The organism is Chachezhania sediminis, from assembly GCF_009765275.1.
In the GTDB taxonomy this organism is placed as follows: Bacteria; Pseudomonadota; Alphaproteobacteria; order Rhodobacterales; family Rhodobacteraceae; genus Chachezhania; species Chachezhania sediminis.
The window spans coordinates 31,038-45,239 of sequence record NZ_VOPH01000001.1 but is presented as its reverse complement, the minus strand read 5'-3'; the positions used below and the strand labels follow the sequence as shown (position 1 = coordinate 45,239).

Sequence of the window (14,202 nt, the reverse complement as noted above, 5' to 3'; positions counted from 1 at the left end):
GGCCCGGTGTCCGAAGCATCCGGGCGCCTGTGTAGGGGCAGGCTATACCGTTCCGGAAAGACCCCCGCAACGGGAAAATCCGCCGCCGCACGCCCAGGCCGAAAACTTTGCTACGGCGCTTGGCACAAGGTTCACCCTGCCCCCCGCCGTGGGACGATCAGGCAAAGAGGTCGTGGGCCAGTTCCAGCGCCTCGACCAGTTTGTCGACTTCGGCCGTGGTATTGTACATCGCGAAGGATGCCCGGCAGGTCGCGGTCAGCCCAAGGTGATCCATCAACGGCCCCGCGCAGTGATGTCCGGCGCGTACCGCGACCCCCTTCTTGTCGAGAATGGTCGAGATGTCGTGCGCATGGGCCGCCCCGTCCATGGTGAACGAGAAGATCGCCCCCTTGCCCGGCGCCTGCCCCTGCACGTTCAGCCAGTTCAGCCCGCCCAAGCGAGAAATCGCGTAATCCCGCAGGCCCGCCTCGTGCGCCGCGATGCTCTTCATCCCGACGGCCATCACGTATTCCAGCGCCGCGCCGAACCCGATGGTCTGGACGATGCCGGGGGTCCCGGCCTCGAATTTCATCGGCGGATCGGCATAGCTGACGGCGTCCTTGTGGACCTCGCGTATCATGTCGCCACCGCCCATGAAGGGGCGCATCTCGGCCATGCGGTCGGACCTGATCCAGATCGCGCCCGATCCCGAGGGTCCATAGATCTTGTGCCCGGTGATCGCATAGAAATCGACGCCCAGACTGTCGAGGTGCAGCGGCATGTGGACAGCCGCCTGGGACCCGTCGACCAGCACCGGCACGCCGGCGGCCTGCGCGCCCGTGGCGATGGCCTTGATGTCAGTCACCGTGCCCAACACGTTCGACATATGAGTGACCGCGACCAATTTCGTCCTGGGCCCGATGGCGTCGATCACCTTCTGCGGATCCAGGCTGCCGTCGGGTTCGGTATCCACCCATTTCAGAACCACGCCCTGCCGTTCGCGCAGGAAATGCCAGGGTACGATATTGGCATGGTGTTCCATCACCGACAGGACGATTTCATCCCCCGCCTGCATCCGGGGCATGGCCCAGCCATAGGCCACCAGGTTGATGCCTTCCGTCGTGCCAGAGTTGAAGACGATCTCGTCCTCGTTCTTCACGCCCAGGAAGCGGGCGATGGTGCCGCGCACGGCCTCGTATTTCTCGGTCGCAAGGTTGGACAGGTAATGCAGACCCCGGTGCACGTTGGCATATTCCATGGAATAGGCCTGCGTGATCGCATCGATCACGACCTGCGGTTTCTGGGCCGAGGCCCCGTTGTCGAGATAGGTCAGCTTCTGGCCGTTGACCTCGCGCGCCAGGATCGGGAAATCCGCGCGGATCTTTTCGACGTCATACATAGGCGGCCTCCATGCCGGGGATGCCAAAGACCGAGAGCAACAGCGACAGCACGAGGATCAACGCCACCGCGGCGCCGACCAGCGCCAGCCCGGCCCGGCCCAGAGAATAGAAGCGATGGGCCACATTCACGAAATGCAGACCCACATAGATGCCGTAGACCGCGGCGGCGATCCCGAAGACCCCGGCCAGCAGTGGCGAGACGATCAGGACGATCAGCGAGGCCGCCTGCACCGCCACCCGCAGGACCTGAAGCCAGATCAGGGTGCCCAGCAGGTCCTCGAAACTGCCCTGCCCGCCCAGCAGCCGTCCGACCCAGAACAAAAGCCAGGCCGACAGCGCAAGGAATGCGGCCAGCACGCCCATGTAGACCAGCGGATTGGCCAGAATGCCCGGCAAGGGCCAGGGGCCCGGCACCAGGAAGTTGGCCAAGATCAGAAGAACCGTGTTCAGCGCGGCCATCAGGACCAGCGCCATCCACAGCACGTCGCGTCCGGGCCGCAGCGCCGCCACCTGCTCTGCGCCTTCTGCCGGATTGACGATCGAGGTCCAGATCAGCTGTCTGAAGTCCGCGCCGGTCATCATTTCGCTTCTCCTGCCCGTTCCGCCTGCCTGAGACCTGCAAACCAGAACCACAGGAAAACGGCAAGCCAGGCGATGCCGACCAGTTGCAGCGGCGTGCCCGGGCCGATGAAGCCCGCGACCAGACCGTTCAGCAGCATCAGCGGGCTGGAGGCCAGCAGCGCCCAGAACAACGCCACCCGCGCCCCGAAGAAATCGCCCTGCCCGCCCAACACCTTCGCCACGACGTGGCTGAGCGTGGCGATCAGGTAGAAGATCAGCGGCGCGATGAAGAGCCACGCCATCAGGCTGCCGCCCATCAGCGGGTTCAGGTCTTCCCCGGTCAGATGCGCCTGACGGGCCAGCCGCGGCAACTGCGCCACGAAGACCAGCCCGCAGCCCGCCATCAGGTAGACCAGCGCCCGTGCCTCGGTCGCCGCTGCAAGAATGCGGCGGAAAACCGTGCCGGGCCCCCGGTAGGTGGCCACGATATCGCGCGAGATCGTCATGTCAGCGCCGGCGGGCCAGCCAAGCCTCGACCCGGGCCAGAAGTTCGGCCGCGATGTCCGGGTCCTCGATCTCGTCCATCGCCTCGCCCAAGAAGGCCAGGGTCAGAAGGTCGGTGGCTTCCCCATGTGGCACGCCGCGCGCACGCAGGTAGAACAGCGCCCCCTCGTCGATCGCGCCTGAGGTCGATCCGTGGGAGCAGGCGACGTCGTCAGCATAGATTTCCAGCTCCGGCTTGGCCAGAAACTGGCTGTCGCCGTCCAGCAGCAGCGACTGGCTTTTCTGGTAGCCGTCGGTCTTCTGCGCACCGGCCTTCACAAGGATCTTGCCCTGGAAGACGCCCGTGGCCCCGTTCCGCAGCACCTTCTTGAACACCTGCCGGCTTTCGCAGCCCTGCGCGTCGTGGGTGATGAAGACGGTATCGTCGTGGTGGAATTCGCCGACATTGGCGCCATCGCCGACACAGGCGCCGGCCACGTGGACGACGGCATCGTCGCCCTTCAGGTCGACCACGACCTCGTTCCGGGTCAGCCGGCCATTGGCGGTCATGGTAAAGCTTTTCAGGACCGACTCCCGGCCCAGCCGGGCAAAGATATGGGTCACCGCGCGGCGATCATGGTCGCGGCCCTGCGCCCGGACATGGTGCAGCTTCGCGCCATCGGCGACGTCGACCTCGGTCACCTTGTTGAAACGCGCAGCGGCAGGCCCGTTTTCCAGCAGCGTCAGTTCCGCCCCGGATTCGACCCGCACCACATGGTGCATCACCGCGTCCGAGGTTTCGGAGGCGTGGTAATAGACCAGGCTCACCGGCTTCGAAGGCGTCTTGGTCACGCGGATCAGAACGCCTTCGGTCGCCGCCGCCGTGTTCAACGCGGCGAAAGGCCGGGCGACGGGGTCCTGCCCCGCGGTTTCCAGCACGCCGTAAAGATCGCGGGCCCAGTGGATGTCCGCATTGGCTTCGCGCGACAACAGGCCGATCTCGATCCCGTCCAGCGCCAGCTCGTCCGAGGCTTCGGCATCGAAGACCCCGTCGACGAAGACGATGCGCAGCCGGTCCCGTGCGGCAAAGAGATGGGATTCTTCACCGGTATCGAAGACCTTCGCCACGGGCACATCCGGTGCCATCAGCGAATCCGGGCGGGTGAAGGACCAGTATTCGTCGCGGCGCAGCGGCAAGCCCATCTTGGTCAGGCGGGCCAGCGCATTCTGACGGGCCGGACCGGTCCAGCCGCCTTGCGGCACGGTCAGCGCGGCCAGCCGCGCCTCGGTCGCGGTCTGTCTTGGATTTTCCAGTGCCATCAGGCCACCTCGGCCAGGATGTCGGCATAGCCGTTGTTCTCGACCTCGAGGGCCAGTTCGGGGCCTCCGGATTTGATGATACGGCCATTGGCCATGATGTGCACCACGTCCGGCTTGATGTGATCCAGAAGCCGCTGGTAGTGCGTGATCACCAGGAATCCCCGGCCTTCGCTGCGCAGCGCGTTCACGCCGTCGGCGACCAGTTTCATCGCGTCGACGTCAAGGCCAGAGTCGGTTTCATCCAGGATGCACATCCTGGGCTCCAGCATCGCCATCTGAAGCACCTCGTTGCGCTTCTTCTCGCCGCCCGAGAATCCGACATTCACCGGACGCTTCAGCATCTCGGCGTCGATCTTCAGCGCCTTGGCCTTTTCACGGACTTTCTTCAGGAACTCGGTGGCCGACATCTCCTCTTCCCCGCGCGCCTTGCGTTGCGCGTTCACGGCGGTCCTCAGAAAGGTCATGTTGCCGACGCCGGGGATTTCCACCGGGTACTGGAACGCCAGGAACAAGCCCGCCGCGGCGCGGTCCTCGGGCTCCATCTCCAGCAGGCTGTCGCCGTCCAGCGTCGCGTCTCCCTGCGTCACCCGATACCCGTCCTTGCCGGACAGCACGTAGCTGAGCGTCGACTTGCCGGACCCGTTGGGCCCCATGATCGCATGCACGGTCCCGGGGCCAACCTCCAGGTTGACGCCCTTCAGGATTTCTTTGTCCTCGGCTTCGAGGCTGACATGGAGATCTTCGATCTTCAGCATCGGTTCGTTCCTTCATGGCGGGCCGGCCACGCGTATCGCGGCCGGACTTGTCTGATTCAGTTTGTCGGATCCCTACGACACGATGACGGCCGTGCCCGAAGCGGACACCATCAACATGCCTTCGCGGACCACTTCGTAATCGAGATCGACGCCCACGATGGCATTGGCCCCCAATGCGCGGGCATGGTCTTCCATCTCGCGCAGGGCCACCTGCCGGGCCTCGTTCATCTTGCTTTCATAGGCGCCCGACCGGCCGCCGATCACGTCGGTGACACCGGCCAGGAAGTCCCGGAAGACATTGGCGCCCATGATCGTCTCGCCCACGACGATCCCCTTGTATTCGGTGATCGGATGGCCTTCGACGCTGTTGGTGGTCGTGATGATCATTCCCTTGCCCCCATCTGTTGGCGCTGCGCTGCGGTGTTCCCACGGTCCGTTGCCCATGTCATCCCCTGAACACGAAAGCGGCACCCGCCGCGATCAACCCGAAGCCGATCACCGTGTTCAGGCTGATCGACTCCTTCAGCCAGAAGGCCGAGAAACCCGCGAAGATGATCAGCGTGATCACCTCCTGAATCGTCTTCAACTGTGCCGCCGAATAGACCGAATGGCCGATCCGGTTGGCCGGCACCGCCAGCCAGTATTCGAAGAACGCGATCCCCCAGCTGGTGAAGACGGCGATCCACAGCGGCGTCGCCATGTTCCCCAGATGCCCGTACCAGGCAAAGGTCATGAACACGTTCGACAGGATCAGAAGCACGATCGGTGCCAGCCAGGGCAGATATGTTCCTACGCTCACGCACGGTCACTCCTGCATGCCCGGGGCGCGCCCGTCCTGTCCGCGCCAGTATCGAAGAAGACGGCCTCCATCGTCACGACCCCCTGGCCCGGCGGATCTGCCGCTTGCGCGCCTGCATCAGCGTCTTGCGGATGTGGGTCGTGGCCATCGCGGCCAGGTGATCGACGTCCTCTTCCGACATGTAGCGCAGCGCGGGCCCGGTGTTGCGGGCGAACTGCTCGACATTGCCGGCCATGCGCGCAGCCAGGGATTTCTGGTAGCTTTCGATGCTGCGCACCGAATGGCAGATCTGGTTTCGGTCGCCGACCAGATCGACCACCTCTTGTTCCAGGAAATCGGGATCGGTCCGGAACAGCGACAGGTCGAACCAGTCCGGGACGACCTGTTCCAGCGGGACCAGCTGCATCGTCCCCTCGCCGGCCAGCACCGAGAGCGAGAACACCTCGTCATTCGTATAGCGCCAGTCCGACACGCCGCATTGACCATAGGCGACCCGCGCCGGCAACAGATGGTCCAGCGCGCGGGCGGAAAACCGGGTCATCGGGAACAGGCCCTGATAGGCAGGCATGTCCGAAAAGGCGCGCCAGCCCTTGACGAATCTGGCGTCGGTCCGGGGGTTGAGCCCGATGCCGAAGGCCAGGGCATCCGCCGTCACCCCGTCCAGACGCGCGAACAGGTCGGCCACGTCGCCGAACAGGCGGACATCGGATTCGATCAGCCAGTAATGGTCGAAGTCCGGAAAGGCCTGCCGCTGCGCATAATGTGCATAGTCGCCGCACCGCCATCCCCAGTCGCCCACGCAGCGCAGGCCCTGCGACAAGGCCCAGTCGGTCGTCAGATCGATGACCGGCACCGAAAGTTCGACCCCCTGAGGCCGGTCGTGATAGATTGCGTGCACCGCTTCGCCGAAGACCAGCGTCAGATGGGCGGCCATCGCCTCTTCGGCGGGGCCCCAGCTGTTGGTGCGAATTCCGATGCAGGAGGTCAAAGCGCTTGTTCCGCTCTGACGCTGCCGGCGGGCAAGGCCGCCACGAAGGCCGCATGGTCCGCCTCGTTCAGCGCGCCATTGCGGACCAGGATGTCGGCGCAGTGGAAGGCAAGCTCGGCACTCAAAAGCACGCCTGCCGCCAACACGGCCAGCGCCACGACCTGGGCATTGTCGATACCCGGACCTTCGGGATCGCGGATATAGATCGCATCGCCATCGACGACCTGCCGGAAGAACCGTTTGCGCATCGCGCGGCGCGAGGTGCGCCCGCCCAATGGCACGCGTTTCAGGAAGGCGAAATCGTGGAACATGAACCCCTGGCTGCGCAGTTCCGCGTCAAGGTCGCCAAAAGTCGGCTCGCCCTGGTAAAGCGGGACAAGGCGCACTTCGGTCCAGATAGCCATCGCGCGCGAAAGCTTGTTGCGACCGTTCCCGATGATCATGGTTTCGGCGCCCTGAACATCAATTTTCAGCAGCGATGCCAGCGGAACGTCATCCAGGTCGTCCAGGCGGCTCGTGTCAATCTGCAACGATCCGCGCGGTTCCGCGGACTTGCCGAATCCCAGCCGCTGGGCGGCAGTCGTGTCGATCGGAAAAAGCGAGGTAAAGCCGGAATGCTGGAACAGGTGCAGCGTCGCCGGCTGGCCATCGCCCAGAGCATGGGGCAGATAGGTTTCGGCCTCGGACTTGCGCGCCTGCAGCTTGTTGAAAGCCTCGGCATTGGGTTCGAACCCGGTTACCCGCGCCAGACCGTTGTCCAGCATGGCCTTGTAAGGAGCATCCCCCTCGATCGGATTGGCGCCGACATCGACAATCTCGAGCGGCGGCAGCCCCGATGCACGCAACAGCCCCTTGGCACCTTCAATGCTCATCCCGGAATCCCTTTCAGTTCAGCCCACCGAACCTTCCAGCGAGATCGCGACCAGCTGTTGCGCTTCCATGGCAAATTCCATCGGCAGCGCCTGCAGAACGTCCTTGCAGAAGCCGTTGACGACCAGCGCCACCGCCTCTTCCTCGTCCATGCCGCGGGCGCGGCAATAGAACAGCTGATCTTCGTCCACCTTGGACGTGGTCGCCTCGTGCTCCACCCGGCTCGAGTTGTTCTTGACCTCGATATAGGGCACCGTGTGGGCCCCGCAGGTGGAGCCGATCAGCAGGCTGTCGCACTGGGTATAGTTGCGGCTGTTCGTGGCCTTCGGGTGCATCGACACGAGGCCCCGATAGGTGTTCTGCGCATGGCCGGCGGAAATGCCCTTGGACACGATCCGAGACTTCGTGTTCTTGCCCAGATGGATCATCTTGGTGCCGGTATCGGCCTGCTGGTAGTTGTTGGTGATGGCGATCGAATAGAATTCGCCCTGGCTGTCGTCGCCGCGCAGGATGCAGGACGGGTATTTCCACGTCACCGCGGACCCGGTTTCGACCTGGGTCCACATCACCTTGGACCGGTCGCCCCGGCAATCGGCGCGCTTGGTCACGAAGTTGTAGATCCCGCCCTTGCCGTTCTCGTCCCCCGGATACCAGTTCTGGACCGTGGAGTACTTCACCTCGGCGTCTTCCTCGGCGATGATTTCCACCACCGCCGCGTGCAGCTGCGAGGTGTCGCGCTGGGGTGCCGTGCAGCCTTCCAGATAGGACACATAGCTGCCCTTGTCGGCGATGATCAGCGTGCGTTCGAACTGGCCCGTGTTTTCCGCGTTGATCCGGAAATAGGTCGACAATTCCATCGGGCAGCGCGTGTTGGGCGGGACGTAGACGAAGGACCCGTCGGAGAACACGGCCGAATTCAGCGTGGCGTAGAAATTGTCCGACACCGGAACGACCGAGCCGAGGTATTTTTTCACCAGTTCCGGATGTTCGCGGATCGCTTCGGAAATCGAACAGAAGATGACACCGGCCTTCTTCAGTTCCGCCTGGAAGGTCGTGCCGACGGACACGGAATCAAACACGGCATCGACGGCCACCTTGCGGCCTTCGGCCGGCATGTTCTCGGCCCCTTCGACGCCCGCCAGGATCATCTGTTCCTTCAGCGGGATGCCCAGCTTTTCATAGGTCGCCAGAAGCTTGGGGTCGACGTCGTCCAGCGACTTGGGCTTGGTCTCCATCGACTTGGGCCGGGCATAGTAGAACTGGTCCTGGAAATCGATTTCCGGATAGTCGACCATCGCCCAGTCGGGCTCTTCCTTCTGCAGCCAGCGGTCGTAAGCGGCCAGCCGCCAGTCGGTCATCCACTGCGGTTCCCCGTTCTTGGACGAGATCAGCCGCACGATGTCCGGCGTCAGGCCCTTGGGGGCATATTCGGTCTCGATCTCGGTCTGCCAGCCGTACTTGTAGCTGCCGGCTTCGCGGACGGCGTCCACGGTTTCCTGATCGACACCTTCCTTGACGGTGGCCTTGAGGTTGGGCGTTGCCTGGGTCGTGTCGGCCATCGGGGCCCCTCCATCTGGTCCGGATCTCTCCGGCATTGTCTGTGTCTTTGTCCGCATTGCTGGCCAGGCCCCCGTCGGGCGTCAGGCCACGCGGGCGAAATGTTTCTTGCGGCGCGCGCACCACGCTTCTGCGAAGCGCAGCACATCGTCTTCCGCGGTTTCCGGCCCGATCGACACCCGGATGGCCGAAGCCGCGGTATCCGCATCGTGTCCCATCGCCGTCAGCACCCGGCTGACCCGTACCTTTCCGCTGGAACAGGCCGACCCCGCGCTGATGGCAAAACCCGCCAGATCCATCTGCATCACCTGCGTTTCCGCCTTCCAGCCGGGTGTCGCGATACACGAAGTGTTCGGCAATCGGGCCACCCTATTTCCGACAAAAATAGTCTTGTTTTCGTCGGCCACAAGAGCCTTTTCTAGAATATCTCTAAGTACACCAGCGCGCTCCCACGCGCCATCGGTCAAATCGCGCTGCGCGGCTTCCGCAGCCGCTGCAAAACCGGCGATTCCGACGATGTTTTCGGTGCCGGACCGCCGTCCCATTTCCTGCCCGCCGCCGGTGATCCGGGCGGCCAGATCGGTGCCGCGCCTGAAGACCAGCGCACCGATCCCCTTGGGCCCGCCCAGCTTGTGGGCCGAGATGATGGCCGCGTCTGCACCGCACCAGTGAAAGGCAAAGGGCACCTTGCCGAAGCTTTGCGTCGCATCCGTCAGGCAGAAGGTGCGGCTGTCGTCCACCGCCTTCACCTGCCCCCACAGCGCCGCGGTGTCCTGCAGGACGCCGGTTTCGCTGTTGGCCGACTGGATCGCGAAGACGTGGCCGCCATCGGTCCAGTCCTGAAGCCCCGACCAGCCGTCCAGTTGCACCAGGCCTGTCGGGTCCAGCGGTAGACGCGGCGCATCGCCGGCATGGGCTTCGATGCAATCGTGTTCGACGGGTGATGCGATGACAGCCCGCCTTTCGGGCTGGGCGCCCGGGGCGATCCAGCCCATGGCCAGCGCCGCAGCCTCGGTCGCGCCGGAGGTGAAGACGATATCGGCCCCGTCCGCCCCGAAGGCCTGCGCGATCTGTGCCCTTGCCTTCTCGACCAGCCCCTTGGCGGCCCGCCCCTCGGCATGGACCGAGGACGGATTGCCCACCAGCTCCATCGCGCCAAGCATGGCGTCCCGCGCCTCCGGCCTCAGCGGCGCGGTGGCGTTCCAGTCGAGATAGGCGCGCGTCATTCGTCGACGACCGACAGCAGCGACGGGACCGCGGGACAGGGCGCAAGGTCGTTGGAGATCACGTCCGACAGGCGGGTCTGATGCAGGAAGACATAGACATGGGCCGACAGGCCCTGCCACAGCCGGTTGGTCAGCGACTGCGCCCGGCTGCCCGACAGCCCGCCCGACGCCCCGGCCCCGGTATGCATCGCGTCGATGGTCTCGTCCACGGCCGCCAGGATCTCGATCACGCGGATTTCAGAGGCGGGACGCGCCAGCTTGTAGCCGCCGCCCGGCCCCCGCACCGAAGCCACCAGCTTTGCCCGGCGCAGCTTCACAAACAGCTGTTCGAGATAAGGCAGCGATATGCTTTGCCGGTTGGCGATCTCGTTCAGCGTCACCAGCTTGTCGGCCGGCTGCAGCGCGATGTCGGCCAGCGCGACCATGGCATAGCGGCCCTTGGTGGACAATTTCACCGTCCGCTCCTCCCTTTCGCTTCGTTGCATCGACAAATGTCATGCATCGTTGACCTTTTCGCCACCAGCGCCTAAGTCCTGCTGACGTTGCAGGGCCGTGGTCCCTGCGATTAGAAGCGTTCTAAGGTAGCCAAGGGTTTTCGTCAAGAAACCGAGGCCACCCGCCGGACAGACCCGAACGATGGACAGACAGGACTCCTCCTCCCATGCCCGAGGTCATTTTTCCCGGACCTGAAGGCCGCCTTGAAGGCCGTTATCACCCGCAAAAGGAACGTGACGCGCCGATTGCCATCGTGCTGCATCCGCATCCGCAGTTCGGCGGGACGATGAACAACAAGGTCGTCTACAACCTGCATTATGCGTTCTACAACATGGGCTTCACCGTGTTGCGGTTCAATTTCCGCGGCGTCGGCCGCAGCCAGGGCGAATACGACCAGGGCATCGGCGAATTGTCCGATGCCGCGTCGGCACTGGATTACCTGCAGTCGATGAACAACAACTCGAAGCACTGCTGGGTCGCCGGCTTTTCCTTCGGCGCTTGGATCGGCATGCAGCTTCTGATGCGCCGTCCGGAAATCACCGGCTTCATCTCGGTCTCGCCCCCGGCGAACATGTACGACTTTTCGTTCCTGGCGCCCTGCCCGTCTTCGGGCCTGATCATCAACGGCTCGGCCGACCGCGTGGCCCCGCCCGCGGACACGACCTCGCTGGTGAACAAGCTGCACGAACAGAAGGGCATCACGATCACCCACAAGGAGGTCGAAGGCGCCGATCACTTCTTTCAGGACGACAACATGGATATCCTGATGGAGAACGTGACCACCTACGTCAAACGCCGCCTGACCGAAACGACCCGCTGACAGTTCTTCGGCAGCGTGACATTCAAAAGGCAGCCGTCCGGGTCCGGACGGCTGCCTTTTTCTTTGGGTCGTCGCACCGCCTGGGACCTGTGGATCTGCCCCCGCGGACGCGATCTAGAATTTGTAGGTCACGCCGAACAGCGGGCCGCTTTGTTCGTACTTGAAGGGTTGTCCGTTCAGAGTGTGGTCGAAACTCACCTCGCGATAGCCCAGCCAGGCCATCCAGTTGTCGTTGAACGCATAGCCGACGTTGGCCGTGACCTGCCAGGTCGTGCTGTCTGAAGTGAAGCCGCCATAGTCCGCCAGGGCCATCATGCTCCACTTTTCCGTCAGGTTGACATGCGCGCGCAGGCCCACGACCGGGTCGATCCAGTCGTCCACCGCCTCCAGCTTGCGGCCCACGGACTGGCCGTCGAACTGCGGCTGCAGCGAGGTATCGGTCTTGAACCAGCGGAAACCGCCGGCCAGATCGACGTAAGCCCTGGGCGCCCGGTAGATCCGATAGGCCGCGTAACCGCTCAGGTACTGGGTCTTGTTGACCGCTTTCAGACCGCCCCGCGCACCCACCGCCGCGGTGTACTGCAGGTCGGTATAGACATAGTCGCCAAAGAAGCTCCACGTTCCGTTGGAGGCAGAGGCATAGCCCATATAGGCGAAGTCGAGGTTTTCCAACGCGTCGCTGAAGCTCAGCTTGGCCGTCCGCGACCGGATCGTCGTCGTCGTCTCGGGCGCGAAGGCATAGAACGACACGGCGTAGTTCCAGTCGCTTTGGGCCAGCGCCGGGGCCGCCAGGCCGGTGGACAGGAAAAGGACGGAAAGGGTGGAAACCGGGGTACGCACTGGTGGACTCCTGACAGGTCGGATTACGCTAAGTTTTACCTTTGGCCGACCCGCAGACAATACGCCCGGCCGATGACCGTCTCATAGCAACTTAACCATTTGACGCCAATGCCGGCGGTCGAGGCGACATTGCGCCGCTCAACGGCGCGGCACTACCCTTATTCCGCAAACCGGGGGTCCCTCCGGACGTCCCGGACAAGAGACGGCGGAATGACCGCCTGCACCTTCGCCGGCGTCACCGTCACACCGTATCGGCGTCCGCTGACCGCATCGCCCACACGCTGCAAAGGAACGGGTCGACCTGCCCCGCGAGCGCCGAAATCTGCGCCATGCGACGCGATGGCAGTTTGTATACCATTGCATACCCATCTATTCGTAACACAGAATGGGGTAGACCCCAGACCATCCGACTCACTCCGATCAAAGGGCGTGCCCGTGACCAAGATCAAGGTAGAGAACCCCGTCGTGGAACTCGACGGGGACGAGATGACCCGCATCATCTGGCACTTCATCAAGAAGAAGCTGATCCTGCCCTATCTGGACGTGGATCTGCTCTATTACGACCTGGGGATCGAGGAACGCGACCGGACCGGGGACCAGATCACGATCGACGCCGCCCTGAAGATCAAGGAGGTCGGCGTCGGCGTGAAATGTGCCACGATCACCCCTGACGAAGCGCGAGTCGAGGAATTCGGCCTGAAGCAGATGTGGAAGTCGCCGAACGGCACGATCCGCAACATCCTGGGCGGCGTCGTCTTCCGCGCGCCGATCATCTGCAAGAACGTGCCGCGTCTGGTGCCGGGCTGGACCAGGCCCATCGTCATCGGCCGCCACGCCTTTGGCGATCAGTACAAGGCCACCGACTTCCTGATGCCCGGGCCCGGCACGCTGACGATGAAATTCACCGGCGACGACGGCACCGTGATCGAGAAGGAGGTGTACCAGTCCCCCGGCGCCGGCGTGGCGATGGGGATGTACAACCTGGACCAGTCGATCGCCGATTTCGCCCGCGCGTCCTTTAACTATGGCCTGTCGCTGGGCTGGCCGGTCTACCTGTCCACCAAGAATACGATTCTGAAGGCCTATGACGGCCGCTTCAAGGACCTGTTCCAGGAAATCTACGACGCCGAGTTCGCCGACCAGTTCAAGGCCAAGAACATCTGGTACGAACACCGGCTGATCGACGACATGGTGGCCTCGGCCATGAAATGGTCCGGCGGCTATGTCTGGGCGTGCAAGAATTACGACGGCGACGTGCAGTCCGACACGGTTGCACAGGGCTTCGGTTCTTTGGGCCTGATGACCTCGCAACTTCTGACCCCCGACGGCAAGATCGTCGAGGCAGAGGCCGCACATGGCACCGTCACCCGCCACTATCGCCAGCACCAGAAGGGCGAGCAGACCTCGACCAACTCGATTGCCTCGATCTTCGCGTGGACCGGCGGCCTGAAGCACCGGGCCAAGCTAGACGAAAACGCGGCGCTGATGACCTTCGCCGACACGCTTGAAAAGGTGATCGTCCAGACGGTCGAATCCGGCTTCATGACCAAGGACCTGGCCCTTCTGGTCGGCCCGGACCAGGGCTGGCTGACAACCATGGGCTTCCTGGAAAAGATCGACGAGAACCTGAACAAGGCGCTGGCCGGCTGATCCGGGCACCGGGAGCGTCGCACGCCGCCCCCGGATCGCCCTTGCGGCGGCCCGCACGACACGCCATGGACGGGCCAGCACCCGGAACAGCCGCAGGCCCGTCATGCACTATGTCTTCCTTGCCATCGCCATTGTGTCCGAGGTCATCGGCACCACCGCCCTGAAGGCCAGCAACGAGATGACGCGCCTGATGCCCGCCATCGTCGTCGTCGTGTCCTACACGATCTCCTTCTATTCGATGTCCTTCGCCTTCCGGACGATGCAGATCGGCATTGTCTACGCCATCTGGTCGGGTGCCGGGATCGTCCTGATCGCCGGCATGGGTTACTTCGTTTATGGCCAGAAGCTAGATCTGGCCGCGCAGATCGGCCTGTCGCTGATCGTGGCGGGGATAGTTGTGATCAACCTCTTCTCGAAGGCGGGCACCCACTAGGACGCTGCGGGACAGGGGCCGGGACC

The 14,202-nt window shown here is 63.7% G+C and carries 16 protein-coding genes; 3 read left to right on the top strand and 13 right to left on the bottom strand.

The window, feature by feature from the left end; genetic code table 11:
- Positions 1-157: 157 nt before the first annotated feature.
- The 12 genes from FQK05_RS00200 to iscR all read right to left on the bottom strand — a co-directional run bounded on the left by FQK05_RS00200 (position 158) and on the right by iscR (position 10,393).
- Positions 158-1,378: a cysteine desulfurase gene (locus FQK05_RS00200; RefSeq protein ID WP_158963463.1), complete on the bottom strand. Its 1,221-nt coding sequence runs from the start codon at positions 1,376-1,378 to the stop codon at positions 158-160.
- Entirely contained in the window at positions 1,371-1,961 is a 591-nt protein-coding gene (locus FQK05_RS00195; RefSeq protein ID WP_158963461.1) for a Yip1 family protein, read from the bottom strand. The genes FQK05_RS00200 and FQK05_RS00195 overlap by 8 nt, the downstream gene beginning before the upstream one ends.
- A complete protein-coding gene (locus tag FQK05_RS00190) occupies positions 1,958-2,446 on the bottom strand; it encodes a YIP1 family protein (RefSeq protein ID WP_158963459.1) in 489 nt (162 codons plus the stop codon). Before FQK05_RS00190 ends, FQK05_RS00195 begins: the two co-directional genes overlap by 4 nt.
- 1 nt (position 2,447) lies before the next feature.
- Positions 2,448-3,743, bottom strand: a complete 1,296-nt coding sequence (locus tag FQK05_RS00185; RefSeq protein ID WP_158963457.1) for a SufB/SufD family protein — start codon at positions 3,741-3,743, stop codon at positions 2,448-2,450.
- Positions 3,743-4,498 carry a Fe-S cluster assembly ATPase SufC gene (sufC, locus tag FQK05_RS00180; protein ID WP_158963455.1) on the bottom strand — a complete coding sequence of 252 codons (756 nt, stop codon included), beginning with the start codon at positions 4,496-4,498 and terminating at the stop codon, positions 3,743-3,745. Before sufC ends, FQK05_RS00185 begins: the two co-directional genes overlap by 1 nt.
- 72 nt (positions 4,499-4,570) lie before the next feature.
- Positions 4,571-4,885 carry a YbjQ family protein gene (locus FQK05_RS00175; RefSeq protein WP_158963453.1) on the bottom strand — a complete coding sequence of 105 codons (315 nt, stop codon included), beginning with the start codon at positions 4,883-4,885 and terminating at the stop codon, positions 4,571-4,573.
- A 58-nt stretch (positions 4,886-4,943) separates the two neighbouring features.
- Positions 4,944-5,297, bottom strand: a complete 354-nt coding sequence (locus FQK05_RS00170; protein ID WP_407644476.1) for a DMT family protein — start codon at positions 5,295-5,297, stop codon at positions 4,944-4,946.
- Between the two features lie 73 nt (positions 5,298-5,370).
- On the bottom strand, positions 5,371-6,285 hold the full coding sequence (locus tag FQK05_RS00165) for a hypothetical protein (protein ID WP_158963451.1): 915 nt from the start codon (positions 6,283-6,285) through the stop codon (positions 5,371-5,373).
- Entirely contained in the window at positions 6,282-7,157 is an 876-nt protein-coding gene (locus tag FQK05_RS00160; RefSeq protein ID WP_158963449.1) for an FkbM family methyltransferase, read from the bottom strand. Before FQK05_RS00160 ends, FQK05_RS00165 begins: the two co-directional genes overlap by 4 nt.
- A gap of 18 nt (positions 7,158-7,175) precedes the next feature.
- Positions 7,176-8,714, bottom strand: coding sequence for a Fe-S cluster assembly protein SufB (sufB, locus tag FQK05_RS00155; RefSeq protein ID WP_158963447.1), 1,539 nt, complete (start codon positions 8,712-8,714; stop codon positions 7,176-7,178).
- 81 nt (positions 8,715-8,795) lie between these two features.
- Entirely contained in the window at positions 8,796-9,938 is a 1,143-nt protein-coding gene (locus tag FQK05_RS00150; protein WP_158963445.1) for a cysteine desulfurase family protein, read from the bottom strand.
- Positions 9,935-10,393, bottom strand: coding sequence for a Fe-S cluster assembly transcriptional regulator IscR (iscR, locus tag FQK05_RS00145; protein WP_158963443.1), 459 nt, complete (start codon positions 10,391-10,393; stop codon positions 9,935-9,937). The genes FQK05_RS00150 and iscR overlap by 4 nt, the downstream gene beginning before the upstream one ends.
- A gap of 206 nt (positions 10,394-10,599) precedes the next feature.
- Here iscR and FQK05_RS00140 point away from each other — a divergent pair, with 206 nt between their 5' ends.
- Entirely contained in the window at positions 10,600-11,253 is a 654-nt protein-coding gene (locus FQK05_RS00140; protein ID WP_158963441.1) for an alpha/beta hydrolase, read from the top strand.
- A 114-nt stretch (positions 11,254-11,367) separates the two neighbouring features.
- On the opposite strand, the gene FQK05_RS00135 is transcribed toward FQK05_RS00140, so the two are convergent.
- Positions 11,368-12,093 (bottom strand): porin family protein, encoded by a 726-nt coding sequence (locus tag FQK05_RS00135; RefSeq protein WP_233270290.1) that lies wholly within the window; start codon positions 12,091-12,093, stop codon positions 11,368-11,370.
- A 435-nt stretch (positions 12,094-12,528) separates the two neighbouring features.
- Here FQK05_RS00135 and FQK05_RS00130 point away from each other — a divergent pair, with 435 nt between their 5' ends.
- Positions 12,529-13,743, top strand: coding sequence for an NADP-dependent isocitrate dehydrogenase (locus tag FQK05_RS00130; protein WP_158963439.1), 1,215 nt, complete (start codon positions 12,529-12,531; stop codon positions 13,741-13,743).
- Between the two features lie 103 nt (positions 13,744-13,846).
- Positions 13,847-14,176, top strand: a complete 330-nt coding sequence (locus FQK05_RS00125; RefSeq protein WP_158963437.1) for a DMT family transporter — start codon at positions 13,847-13,849, stop codon at positions 14,174-14,176.
- Positions 14,177-14,202 lie beyond the last annotated feature (26 nt).

Excerpts from the sequence above, each read along its gene's own strand:
- FQK05_RS00200 (WP_158963463.1), bottom strand. The coding sequence starts at position 1,378 with ATGTATGACGTCGAAAAGATCCGCGCGGATTTCCCGATCCTGGCGCGC.
- FQK05_RS00150 (WP_158963445.1), bottom strand. The coding sequence starts at position 9,938 with ATGACGCGCGCCTATCTCGACTGGAACGCCACCGCGCCGCTGAGGCCG.
- FQK05_RS00175 (WP_158963453.1), bottom strand. The coding sequence starts at position 4,885 with ATGATCATCACGACCACCAACAGCGTCGAAGGCCATCCGATCACCGAA.
- sufB (WP_158963447.1), bottom strand. The coding sequence starts at position 8,714 with ATGGCCGACACGACCCAGGCAACGCCCAACCTCAAGGCCACCGTCAAG.
- FQK05_RS00125 (WP_158963437.1), top strand. The coding sequence starts at position 13,847 with ATGCACTATGTCTTCCTTGCCATCGCCATTGTGTCCGAGGTCATCGGC.
- FQK05_RS00140 (WP_158963441.1), top strand. The coding sequence starts at position 10,600 with ATGCCCGAGGTCATTTTTCCCGGACCTGAAGGCCGCCTTGAAGGCCGT.
- FQK05_RS00160 (WP_158963449.1), bottom strand. The coding sequence starts at position 7,157 with ATGAGCATTGAAGGTGCCAAGGGGCTGTTGCGTGCATCGGGGCTGCCG.
- FQK05_RS00190 (WP_158963459.1), bottom strand. The coding sequence starts at position 2,446 with ATGACGATCTCGCGCGATATCGTGGCCACCTACCGGGGGCCCGGCACG.
- sufC (WP_158963455.1), bottom strand. The coding sequence starts at position 4,498 with ATGCTGAAGATCGAAGATCTCCATGTCAGCCTCGAAGCCGAGGACAAA.
- FQK05_RS00195 (WP_158963461.1), bottom strand. The coding sequence starts at position 1,961 with ATGATGACCGGCGCGGACTTCAGACAGCTGATCTGGACCTCGATCGTC.
- FQK05_RS00185 (WP_158963457.1), bottom strand. The coding sequence starts at position 3,743 with ATGGCACTGGAAAATCCAAGACAGACCGCGACCGAGGCGCGGCTGGCC.